The following is a 13,378-nucleotide window of genomic DNA, read 5'->3' as shown; positions in this document are numbered from 1 at the left end:
CATGGGAACTTTCAAATCATCCAAAACTTTTTTTGCATCTCCTGCCCTCATCCCTATGGTAGCGCAAGAGATCGCCACATCGTTCGCCAACGAAAACTACGAAGTACAAACCGAAGAATTAATAAGCGGAGGTTATGACATATCCATTACCAAGGGGAACTTGTTCAAAGCCGTGTTAGGTATGAAAACAGCCCTTAAGGTAAATATATTCCCGCAGGGTAACAACATCCGCATCGAAGCCGGAGTAGGTATATTCGGACAGCAGGCCGTTCCTACGGTCATCTCCCTGTTTTTCTTCTGGCCGGTAATCATTACCCAGATATCAGGGCTTATCTCTCAATCCAAGATAGACGATAAGGTGCTGGAAATCGCCGCCGATACTATCCAACGGGAAAGTTCGCAGGTACATGCGGCTCCGGCGAACTCTGCCCCGGGAAAATTCTGTACCCACTGCGGGAAACAACTCGAAGGGGATGCAAAATTTTGCAGTTCATGCGGAAATAAATTATAGTCTTTATTATACCGGACAGGCAACCGCGGCGGAACCTGTCCGGGAAATAAACAGCAAGATACGAAATAACATCGTACGTGATAAAGACTGAGCTTCCGGCTGCCTCATTACCTTAATTTTCACATCAAATAATCGTACATACATGGAAGATTTAAACGATATCCAACTTTCAGACTTGTTCCCTGCCGGTTTCGACATCGATCCCGTAAAAATCGAAGAAGAACGCAAATGGACTATACTGACAGATCAGATAATGGCCGGAAACGTAATTCCTGTGATAGGACAGAATATACTGATAGACAACGAAGTCAATCTTTACCAGACTTTAATAGATTCTATCGCGAAATTATGCCAGATAGAAACTCATCCTCAAACGTTTTCCCAATTGGTATATGACGATAAGTTCATCCAGAAGTTCAAGAACAGGGATAACATTTACGGAATATTGAACAATATCTTCCAGTTAAAAAAGTTCGAACCTTCCCGTACATTGAAAAGGCTTCTTTCTATTAAGCAATTCCCGTTCGTTATTACTACCACATTCGATCCTATCGTGGAAAACACAATGAGGGAGGTATGGAAAGAAAGGAATGTAAAAGTACTGGCGTTCAGCAATAACCCGGCCACGACCAATGTACCGAACAAAGGAGATATCGCTAAAAAATCGGACATATACAACCCTACTCTATACTACATGTTCGGGAAAGTAGACAAGAATCCTCATCGTTTCGTAGTAACGGATCATGATATGCTGAGTTTCTGCAAATCATGGCTCACAGAAGGGTTCCGTCCCAAAGTCCTGTCAGAGGTGATAAGCAACAAATATCTGCTGGTACTGGGAGGCAACTACTCGGACTGGTTATTCAGGTTCATCTGGTATTCGATGAAAATATCCCTCGAATCGAACCCGTCGGGTATGATGGTCGATAATGATGTAGAAGACAGCCTGATCGATTTCCTGAACCGGACCAATACGTTTATTCAAAAAGATCCTGAAAAAGTCATTGATGAAATAGAGCACCGGTTAAGCGAACGGATGGAAGATTTCAACCGCACGAAGTTCGACCATCCGAGAATGAATACGGATGTTTTCATCTCTTATTCGCGTTCGAATAAAGAAATCGCCAAAACGTTATATGAAACTTTAACCGCCAAAGGACTCAATGTGTGGTACGATATGAAAAACTTATCTACGGGAGCCGACTTCATGGAACAAATCCAGGATGCGATCAAGACGACTAAATATTTTGTAGCACTACTATCCAATCATATTTCGGAAGAAGTGAATGATTACCATGTATATCGCAAAGAATGGGATTATGCCATAGAACAAGCCATAGGTTTGGGACGGGAATTCATACTGCCCATATGCGAAGAAAATTTCGACATGTACAATCCTAACATAAAACTGCCGAACCGGTTGAAAAGTCACAATGCATTTTTCTACAAACCGGATATGGACTTTTCGGAAATTGCAGATGACATAATGAATAAAGTAAACCTTCTTTAATAAAAAGATATGGAAAACGAAAATCCGTGGTTAGGTCTAAAAACATATAAGGAAGGACAGATCCTGTATGGAAGGAGCGAAGAAATAAGGCTTCTTTCTCAAAATATAATAACGAACGTCCAGACTATTATTTACGGAAAATCGGGTATCGGAAAATCGTCAATCCTCAATGCCGGAGTCTTCCCGATAGCCCGTCACGCCAATTTATTTCCCGTGGATATCCGCTTAGTCCATAATGATATTCCTTATATCGCCCAAATAAAAAAAAGGGTTATAGAGTGCCTTGATAATCTTAGGAAAGAACATTTGGACGACCTGGGAAATAAACAATTCAAAAAGACAAAAGGGAGCATAGAAGAACTCGTGCCCGTTATTCGTACGGGAGAAGAAAGCTTATGGGAGTTTTTCCACCGTCATATTTTTAGAGATGAAAAGAATGAAAGAATCTTTCCTTTGATCGTCATAGACCAGTTTGAAGAGATATTTACACTCGAAAAAGACCGGAATAAAATATCCCGTTTCTTCGATGAACTGGCCGACCTGCTCAACGGCATCGTTCCCGATTACATTTTACAGTCGCAACCCTCCGATTATAATAACGAAAAAGTCAAGGAGACCGATGGTTCCGATACTTATTGCATAGAAGACCTGCTGCAAGGCATAGACCTGGAAGAGCCAATCACTACAAAATATCTGCCCCATTCGGATTTTCATCTGGTACTTTCCCTGCGTGAAGATTTCCTTTCTTATCTGGAACGGAATATCACCCATATACCTGTCTTAAAACAAAACCGCTACTGCCTGCAGCCCATCAACGAAGAACAGGCTGCTACTATTATCACAGATCCTATTCCGGGGCTGATAGACAAGAAGGTCGCTAAACAGATCATCATAAAAGTTACGGGAGATTCTTCGTTCGAATTAGACGGAAAACCTGAAATACAGGTCGATTCGGCGATGCTCTCCTTATTCCTGAGTGAATTATATAAAAAGAAAGATACATCTACAAATTACATTTCGAGCGAGTTAGTCGATAAATTCGGAGGAAACATCATCCAGTCTTTTTACGAAGAGTCGATGAGCAAAATATCCCGGTCAAGCGCGGATTATCTGGAAGACAGCCTGCTGAACGATGAAGGAAGGCGTGAGAATATTTCGCTTTACAACGCACTTAAATCGGGAGTAAAAGAAGAAGAACTGGATATTCTGGAAGACCAGAGACTGATCCGGAGATATGCCTGGGGAAACTCTATACGAATCGAATTCATCCATGATATCCTCTGCAAGGTAGCCGGAGAAAGAAGGGAAAAACGGCAGCTCCTGAAAAAACAAGAAGAAACACGGCTGAAGCAGGAAGCGGCACAGAGAAGAATATTAGAAGAAGAAAAAAGAAAAAGAGAAAAGATAGAAAAAGAAGCGGAAAGGGAAAAAATAAGGAGCCGGAAAAGAATCCGGAATCTGCTCATCGGCATAGTATCTATCTTATTTCTCGTTTCCGGAGGCCTATTCTTGTATTGGTATGCCTATGAGAAAACCGAGTCGGAATATTATTTATCGTTCACGAAAGTACAAGGATGGCCGCAGGGAATAGGCAAACAGCTCGACGAAAAGGAACGCAGCACATTCGGCACATACTACCGTTTATCACGGCAGGGACACTGGCAAAAACATTTTACCCGGGCAGAGATCATCAACGCTTACGGAGAGACGACAACAAATAAATCCTATCATATACCTTTAGTATCGCTGCATGAGGATATCTCGGACAATGATGCATACCGTTTCGCCGATCTGCTCCGAAAAATAAGTTATTGGAGATATGAGCCTGATAATAAAGGAAACGTAGCCAAAGAAATCGCGTACGGGAAAGATAATTCCATACTTTACGTATTATCTTATTTCCAGAGTATCAACGATATTTCCCAATCATTCAACAAAGTTAAAAACGAACCTTTCATCTCTGACAATAACGAAAGCGGAACCAAGCAAATATGGACCATCTATATGGATAAATACGGAAAACCGCTAAAAGTAAGGAGTAACGGAGCTAACCGCATGAGGATATCGATGGACGAGGCCGGCCATGAAGTGAAATACATGTTCTTTGATGAAAGCGGCAGCCCGAAAGATAATTATGAAAAAGTATACGGATATACCTATACGATAGACTCACTCACCCATATAACCGAAAAACGGACCAACATAGACCAGTACGGTTATCCTCTTACGGTGAAAGGATATGACCGTATCGAATATACCGATTTCGACAAATACGGACAGTGGAAGAAATGCAAATACCGGAATAACGACCGGATGGTAAATAACGAAGACGGATATGCTTATGAAGAAAGGGAACTGGAGAACAACCAGACGACCCGGCGATTTTACAATGCAGAGCAAAAACCTGTCTTAGCTACCGGCCAGCACGGTTCGATAATTATAAACAAACAAGACAGATCGGGTAACGATACGCTAGTCTGTTTCTACGACATTGACGGACAACCTGTCTCTACTCACCGGAAAGGAGATTATTCCAGGATCGTATATAGGTACGGGAATCATGAAGAGAACTTGCTGAACGAAACCCGGTACCGGTTAATCGACGGAAAAGAAAAAGCGATATACAGCCAGACGAACACATTCGGCAAAGACGGAAAACTTTTGTTGGATATTGTAACGATAGATGCGGACAACGACAGCCTGCCTTATCTCAACGAAAAGAAAAAATATAACAACGGAGACCTCTGCGAAATAGCATATTACGGGAAGAACAACCAACCTGTCATGTATAACGGATATCACAAATACGTAATTGATAAAGATACTTTGCCGGATAAAAAAATAAGTGTCGTGACGCAATTCCTGGATACCGGACTGAAACTCTATTGTTCCGATAACACCGGAGATTATGCCATGGATTCTTGCATCTATTCAACGGGAAACAACCTGTTAAGCCGGACATTATATAATAAGAATAACGAAATTATATTCTCTTATCTTTATGAATATGACGAACTGGGAGAACTAATTTCCCAATCGGTCATGGGCATAGACGGAAGCCCTGTACGTTATGCCCCATGGGACGTAGACGGACTGTATTATTATAAAATAAGGTACATAAAAGATTTTAGCGGGAAATTCGAATACTTGAAAGGGATCAACGAATTCGGAGAAGAATCCTATGTATATTGCAAACAAAACGGGAACTGGACGGATATGAAAATCCAAAATGGAAAACCCCAGGTGTCTCCTCTCTCTAATGCACCGCAAGCTATGACTATAAGGCTGGAAAGCAAAAACGGGACAGCTTATAAATCGGGGCTAAAGGACGGAGATATCCTTATCGGCATAGGTTCCTGGAAATTCTCTTTTAAAAATCCCGACAACAGCCGTCTTTATTCGGAATTACAAAATTTAAAGCATTCATCCCGTACGGTCACGGCCGTTCGGCACGACCCTGTTAAAAAGACAAGCCGGATCATTGAATGTAAACCAGCTGCCGGAGCTCTCCGGGCAGAGGTATATCCCATTTATTATACAGAAAAAGAAAAAGAAAGACTTGAAAAGATCATAAAACCGTTATGAGAAAAATAATACTGGCCCTGTCGTTATTAATAACGATGACCCCTTTTGCGCAAGAAAGAAATGCCTCTGCCCCGAATGCAGGAAAAACCGCTCTTCCATCCATCTTCGGTAACACGGAGAAAGGCAAAGCCGATCAGGACAATATCCTAAAAACGGGTGCAAAACCTGCCAATAAAATCAACATCAATAACTATGGAATAAGCAAAACTATTTCCACAAAACGGGAACATAATAAAATAAAAAAAGAGCCCGAACTATATGCCCGAATTATTAAACAATACGGTTGGTTCAAAGGTTACGGAAAACCGCTGACAAAGGAAGAAGCTTCACACCTTACTTTTTATTTCAGATTATCGGAAATGAACGAGGCAGGTCACTGGACCAAAATAGAAGCATTCGACGGTTACCACCGGTTAACGTCAAATCATTCCATGGCAACTTACCTGGTCAACCAATACGACGACAATGATTCCGGCGCGGACGAGTTGTGGAAAGAAAGGCTGAAAACAATCTGCCAGTGGGAACTGGTAGGAGATCCCAAAGGTAAAACCGTAATTCAGGAACGCGCCTATGATGAAGATATGAACCTGATCTATTGCTATACACCCGTATTTATTGAAAAGAATAAAATAACAGGAAGTTATACCGACAGCTGGGGAATGCCCGTAAAAATGAGAAAGGACAGCCTGGAAGCAGGAGCTAATTATGTACACATCACTTACGATGAGCAGGGTAATGAAATATTATATGAATATATGGACGAACAGGGTTACCGGGCCAAAAATAAGGATGGCGCTTATATGACAAAAAAGGAATACGACAAAGACGGATTACAAATAAAAGAAGCTTCCTGTAATGCTATCGGCAATTATATGATCGACGATTATGGTAATTGCGGCTGGTACGCGGAATATGATAAAAACGGACAGCAAACAAGTTCATGTTATTACGATAATAATTGGAAACCGATACGTATATCAGCAAGCAAAAGCGACAATCACATTAAAAGTAAGTATACATACGATGAATACGGCAGGCTGATTAAACAAGAATTTTTAGATGAAAATAATAAAAAAGATAAAAACCAAAACGGCGTTCATTGCATAACAAACGAATTTAATGAAAAAGGACAGGTTATCAAAGTATCTTATTTCGATATAAACGGAAATCTTACCGGATCGGATAGCCTGAACATCGCTCAAATCCGGAAAGATTACGATAAGAACGGTAATGAAATCTATTTTGAATTGAAAAATCCCCAGGGTAATTATGTAAATAATGTACTGAATTGCTGTAAACAAGTTATTACTTACGAAGGATCAGAAACAAAATCTTTACAGGAATATAGTGCCGGAGGAGACAGTTTATACCTGACATATGACAGGCAGTCCTATAAAGACGGCAAAACCATATACAAGTGGCTCGATAAGAATATCTGCCGGATAGATTCGGCGGATTCCCACGGGAATGACGTTCTTGTCGAATATTATGATCTGAACGGAAAACCGATAATGAACGGAGGATATTCCAAACATTACACTTTTTACGAATATGACAAGGTTCCCCAAAGATCTTATGAGTTCTATGCAGATACACTGAATAACTACGTCATACCCGATGACCAGAACTGGAGCATAAGAACTATCGCCATTGATACGGTATCCCGGACAAAATTAATTACCATATATGACAATTCTCAAAAAGTCATATCGAGCGTCTCCATGAAATATGATAAAGGTTTTAATAATATCTTATCACAGATGTCATTAAATGATTTTGGAAAGCCATCCCGGACTTATTATGAAGGAGCACTATACTATAACGTCCGGGTGTCAAACAATATATATGGAAACTTCAGTTCTTTTATAGGGGAAAATGAATTCGGCGAACCGGCTTATATCATGAACAATGATGCCGTATACCACTACATGCGCTTCGCTCCTGACGGAAAGAGTTATTATTGTGACGAAAACGGAAACGATATCGGCGACATGGAAGAATTCATAACCAATGTTCCCAAAGCCGTATGTATTCAGGTAATAGATACGATAGGATATACTAACTTGTTAAAGGACGGCGACATTCTACTTAAATACGGCAATTGGAGGTATCCCCAAACTTGTACCGAATATAACGGCAACAGCGAAAATGAGCTAAACATAGAAACGGTTTTATCGGCTCATGGTGAAAAAGAAATATGGGTTTTGAGACATGATATAGAAAACAAGAGCAGTCAAGTCGTTTCTATCCGTCTGCCAGAAGGAACACCCTCTGAGTTGGGATTCACCACCCATCAGTTATGTTATACGAAGAAAGAATGCGAACGCCTGGAAACAGCGCTAAATACATATCTGACCTATAATGAAGATATCACAGTGAATGCCGACCTGTCCGGCAACGATACCGGCAAAAACGAGATCATCCTGGTTTTACCAACCAAATCGGCCTATAACAATCATGTATTCAAGGAGAAAGGGCTGAAAGATCCGGCTATTTTGATAGCATTCGAAAACAGGTCTTTGGGAAATATCTGGCTGTTTGAAGAAGAATCGTCCGGACTCGAAAACCTGATTACTTACTATCCTGAGAGAAAATTCACTCTCCGGAATCTATATCTTACCACGGACGGCTCACGAACAGATAGCATAGGTTCCTATGCCCGTACCTTAGGAATCAAGTTCAAAACCGCTAATGTTTCAGATACAAACTACGAACGACTCAAGGTCATGGCAAAGAAATGGGAAAAAGACAATACTAAAAAAATTACAGCTTCACGTCCTACCGGGATTAAAAAAGAACCGGAGATGAAAAAGAAAGAAAATCTTTCCCCTATAGATATATTTAATAAACTAACTAAAATTGAAAATATAACTACGATAAATTTAAATAAAAAGTCGGGAAATATGTGGGATCAGCTCACCAAACAAGCTAAGATATTCAGTTATTGTACGGAAGTTTATGCAATCATATGTAACAGCAATGATCCGCAGGCAATCAAAACATACCAAACGGTTCTGGGATCGCTGAATAAAAAGAAATACAAGATATTATCCCGGGAAGAAAACGATAAAATAATATTAGGAGAATCAAAAGGAAAAAAATATGACAAATTAATTCTTTTCGACAATACTCAATTCTATTATCTCGTTGGGAATTTCGATAAACATATCGTAGAAAACGAAGAATCTCTAAACAACTTATTTCATTAATTCATGAATAATAACCACACAACCGTATCACAACCGGACGAAAATACGCCCTTGCCGCCAGAGCTGACAGAACTTATCGACGACATAGCAAAGAACGTGCACGATACATGGGTAGCCTCCCGCAAAGCTGAAGGCTGGGTAAAAGGCCCGGAACGTAATGATAAATTAAAAACCCATCCCTGCCTGGTTCCTTATGAAGAATTACCGGAATCGGAACGGGAATATGACCGTAAAACGGCGACAACGACTTTACAGTACGTAATGAAACACGGTTTTAAAATAGAGAAAGACCGGTAACACCGGAAAACAATAATATGAAGAACCGACATATATATTCATTTTTCAGTTCCCGTACAATCGACCGGATAATCTCAGGAGGCATGTGGCGACAGATATTCTTCCTGCTGGGGATCACAGCCCTGATATTCTTGTCGCTGGGTCTTTTCGGGACATTAATGGGACAAGACATCTCTATCGAAGGCGAAGACGGAAAACCGTCCCTGTTATGGCAAATATATTGTCATTTCATCGACCCGGGAGACCAGCTGTATATCAATTCGAGCGGCAAACCTTTTGTCGTCATTATCAGCCTGCTGGGTTCCATTTTCATGAGCGGGCTGCTAATATCGACCATCTCCAACATTATGGAACGGAGAATAGGAAGATATAACAACGGAACCATCCGATACCGTTTCAAAAATCACATCGTCATTATAGGCTTTGATCCTATGGTTCCCCACCTCATCCGGCAGTTATGCAAGGACAACAATTATAACGGTTGCGATATCGTACTTCAGACCAGCCGGAACGTAGAAGAAACCCGGCTGGAACTGCGTTCGGAACTGAACGGGAACGAAGAAGAACGGGTATCTTTCATTTATGCGCGCAGGGATTCCCGGGAAGAACTGGAGTTGCTCCGCATTACCCAAGCGAAAGAAGTATTCCTGTTAGGGGAAAAAGACGAATACGATCATGACTCCATAAACATGGACTGCCTTACTTTGATCGCGGACATTTGCAAACAGGATGGGAAAAGCGGAAAACTAAAATGCAACGTTCTGTTCGAGTTCCAGACTACGTTTGCCATGTTCCAGTATGCCGATGTGAGCTCCACAATAAAAAAACATATAGACTTTTTTCCTTTTAATTATCATGAAGACTGGGCCCAGAAATTATGGATACCGGACAAACGGAACAAAAGAAATACGGCCTATCCTCTCCTCGACAGAGAACCCATCACCGAAAATTCCGAGAAATATGTTCATCTCATAATTATAGGCATGTCACCAATGGGCATAGCCCTGGCCACCGAAGCCGCCCATATAGCCCATTTCCCGAATTTCATAGCCCGGGGGAAAAAGACCCGTATCACTTTCATAGACCAGCATGCAGAACAGGAAATGTTCTTATTCAAGAGCCATTACAGGCATATGTTCGATGTGGCCCGGTCTTTTTTTATGGACACCGGCATAGCATCCGTATTTACGGAATGTCCCCGGAACGAGGGATTCGATTACCTGGGGGATTTCATCGACATAGAATGGCGATTCGTACAAGGCAAAATAGAATCTCCTGTCTTACAAAAACATATCAAAAACTGGGCTCAGGAGAAAGACGCCCTGGTAACCGTAGCGGTCTGTTTCGATTATCCTCCTGCCAGTATAGCATGCAGTTTCTATTTGCCGGATAGTATCTATGAGAACCAGATACCGGTACTTGTCTATCAAAAGACATCTTCATCTATCATCGATATAGCTGCGGCCTCTGCCGATTCGGATAAATACAAGAATTTATATCCTTTCGGGATGCTGGACGATTGCTATATAGCAAAAAATAAATATCTGGAATTCGCAAAAAGAATAAATTATATCTATGATTATTACTACAATCATTCGGAATGTCCGGAACATTTCCCCTCCCAAAAAGAATTAGAATGCGAATGGGATAAACTGCAAGTGGCGAAAAAATGGTCTAATATTTATAACGCCCAATCCATACCGACCAAATTACACTCTTTCGGAATAGATATAATGGAGACTGATCCGGAACGCACATTCTCGGAACATGAAATAGAACTGCTGGCCGAAGTAGAACACAACCGATGGAATGTGGAAGAACTGCTTATAGGTTACAGCGCCGTAACAGAAGACGAGCAAAAAGAAATAAAAGCGGATATATCGCTTAAAAATATATTCAAGAAAAAACGTAAACATTACGACATTCGCCCCTATCAAACATTACAACCGGATAAAACAGGGAAAAACGCCCGGGAATACGACCGGTGCATATCTGTATGTCTTCCTGTGATAGTTACCGAAAAGGAGAAAAGAAACTATGAATAATATTATGAACGACAGTACTGCCAACGTAACGCATGAAATAGTCTATCCTATTTCTCTAACAGATTTTATACCTTCCATATGTATTCTTCTGGTAATATACCTGTTGTGTATATTCCTGATAAAAGACAGGCAGTCGTTCCTTAAATTAAGGAACAGGGTACTGATCCCTCTCACGGCCGCCGGAGGGCTCGTTATTTATTTCATCGGTTATATGAACGGCGGGACTTCAGGATCGCTTACCACATTAGCTATCCGCTCTTTCCTGTCCACGTTCCACATGTTCTTCTTACATTCCGACCTGCTGGAGGTACGGGAAGCCATGCATGAAAATAAAACATACATGTTCTTCTTCGCTGTCATACACCTCTCGGCTTTCCTGTTAAGTTTTATGGTAATCCTACAATTATTCGGAAAACACTTCATATCAAGACTGAAGCTCAAAATATCGAATCCCCTTAACAGTTATATATTCTTCGGGATCAACGAAGAATCCGCAACATTAGGAAAAAACTTACTGAAAAACGATAAAAAAAGATTTGTCGTTTTTCTGGATAAAAGAATATCGAATAAAATAAATTCATCTAAACCCGGAACCAACGGAACTATTTCACAGAATAAAGAAACGGCATTCGAACGAATATGCAGAACGGACGCTTTACTGATAAACAAAGAGTACTCGGGCAAATCCACTTTTAAAAGCCTCGGACTGGAAAAACTTATTATCAAGGGAGATACTCATTTATTTTTATTGTCGGACGATGAAAACTACAATATACAATCGGCACTGAAAATACTGGAGGAGATAGGCCAAATGAAAAACTTTTCGGGAACTGTTGTTTTATACCTGAAAAGTTATAGCGATTATATAACCGATATATTTTATAAAAGAATAAAAAACAAGAATATAGAAGTCCATATAATCAATCCCTCCCGTTTATCCGCAACAGAACTGGTTCTGCATTATCCTCCCGTGAATTTTATTGAAAAAGATACTGAAAAGGCGATGGCTCTTTCGGGCTTTGAAACTATGATACTGGGATTCGGAGAGACAGGTAATTATGTCTTGCGTTCCCTGGTCGAATTCGGACAATTTTATAAAAAAGATTTCCACGCGACCGTGATCGATAAAGAAATGGATTGCAAGGAAGGAAGTTTTCTCAACCGATATCCCGGTCTCAAACACTATAATATCACTTACCGTAATACAGATATTCATTGCACGGAATTCTGGGAATTATTAAAGAAAAAAATAAATACATTGAATTATCTGGTCATCTGCCTGGGAGACGATATGCTGAATATAAGAACAGCTATGGACATAAACCATTTCATAACCAGAGAAACAGACAGGAACATACCTATCATGGTAAAAGTCCATGACAATCCCGATTATGAATTTATGAAAACATCCGCCCAGATATTCGATACGATACATATCTTCGGCTGTTATGAAAATATTTTTACAGAAGATATCATCGTCGATGAAGAAAGAACTGCCGCTGCAAAAAAAATACATGATTATTATAACCAAAAGAAAGAGGAAAAAGACAGGATATCCTGGAATAACCTGAGTCAAATCAAGAAAACGACAAACGTATCGGCTGCCATGCATTTATACACAAAATTGGAAATGGCAGGACTGGACTACAATAAAATCAGGAGTCTGAACAGTGAAAACGAATTTTTATCCTTACTGAGAGAAGAAAGATTAATAAATTTGGCCAAAGGGGAACACCTCCACTGGAATGCGACTCTCTTCGCGAACGAATGGGATACATGGCCTTTACAAGAAATTCCGGCTGATACATCGGTCAATAAAAATGAAAAACGAAAAAAACATGCCTGCCTCGTAGACTGGAACGATCTCGATAAGGTTCGGGAACGGTTCGGGGAAAATTACAAAGATTACGACAAAGATAGCGTAAGAAAAATCTACGAACTTATTAAAAACGGTATCATCACCCAAAAACAATTTAATAAATCCAGAGAATAATTGCCATTAGATAACAACAGGCCAATATAAAAACGATAAAGCCGTATGGTTGCAGAAGATTTAAATTTATCTATCGATTAATAGATATTTAGAAGAAAGGGAAAGAGCAATGGGTAACGATATAGAAATGAGTAAACTAACTTAGTCTGCTGTGTTTTTCCATCGAGTCAAATACCTCTCTGTAAAAGTAAATATCTTATTGGAATCATTGTTCAATAAGCAAATAAG

The 13,378-nt window shown here is 40.3% G+C and carries 7 protein-coding genes; all 7 read left to right on the top strand.

Features of this window, described 5'->3' with window-relative positions; translation table 11 throughout:
• Position 1: 1 nt before the first annotated feature.
• The 7 genes from OCV73_RS02205 to OCV73_RS02175 all read left to right on the top strand — a co-directional run bounded on the left by OCV73_RS02205 (position 2) and on the right by OCV73_RS02175 (position 13,150).
• Positions 2-511 (top strand): zinc ribbon domain-containing protein, encoded by a 510-nt coding sequence (locus OCV73_RS02205; RefSeq protein WP_147548621.1) that lies wholly within the window; start codon positions 2-4, stop codon positions 509-511.
• Between the two features lie 142 nt (positions 512-653).
• On the top strand, positions 654-2,021 hold the full coding sequence (locus OCV73_RS02200) for a toll/interleukin-1 receptor domain-containing protein (protein WP_147548619.1): 1,368 nt from the start codon (positions 654-656) through the stop codon (positions 2,019-2,021).
• Positions 2,022-2,030: 9 nt separating this feature from the next.
• Positions 2,031-5,606 (top strand): nSTAND1 domain-containing NTPase, encoded by a 3,576-nt coding sequence (locus tag OCV73_RS02195; protein WP_147548617.1) that lies wholly within the window; start codon positions 2,031-2,033, stop codon positions 5,604-5,606.
• Positions 5,603-8,815 carry a DUF4252 domain-containing protein gene (locus OCV73_RS02190; RefSeq protein WP_147548615.1) on the top strand — a complete coding sequence of 1,071 codons (3,213 nt, stop codon included), beginning with the start codon at positions 5,603-5,605 and terminating at the stop codon, positions 8,813-8,815. Before OCV73_RS02195 ends, OCV73_RS02190 begins: the two co-directional genes overlap by 4 nt.
• A 3-nt stretch (positions 8,816-8,818) precedes the next feature.
• Positions 8,819-9,112, top strand: a complete 294-nt coding sequence (locus OCV73_RS02185; protein WP_147548613.1) for a RyR domain-containing protein — start codon at positions 8,819-8,821, stop codon at positions 9,110-9,112.
• Positions 9,113-9,129: 17 nt separating this feature from the next.
• Positions 9,130-11,157, top strand: coding sequence for a hypothetical protein (locus OCV73_RS02180; RefSeq protein WP_147548611.1), 2,028 nt, complete (start codon positions 9,130-9,132; stop codon positions 11,155-11,157).
• Entirely contained in the window at positions 11,150-13,150 is a 2,001-nt protein-coding gene (locus OCV73_RS02175; RefSeq protein WP_147548609.1) for a Rossmann-fold NAD(P)-binding domain-containing protein, read from the top strand. Before OCV73_RS02180 ends, OCV73_RS02175 begins: the two co-directional genes overlap by 8 nt.
• Positions 13,151-13,378 lie beyond the last annotated feature (228 nt).

The organism is Barnesiella propionica (assembly GCF_025567045.1).
In the GTDB taxonomy this organism is placed as follows: Bacteria; Bacteroidota; Bacteroidia; order Bacteroidales; family Barnesiellaceae; genus Barnesiella_B; species Barnesiella_B propionica.
This window is presented reverse-complemented; position numbering and strand designations above follow the sequence as displayed.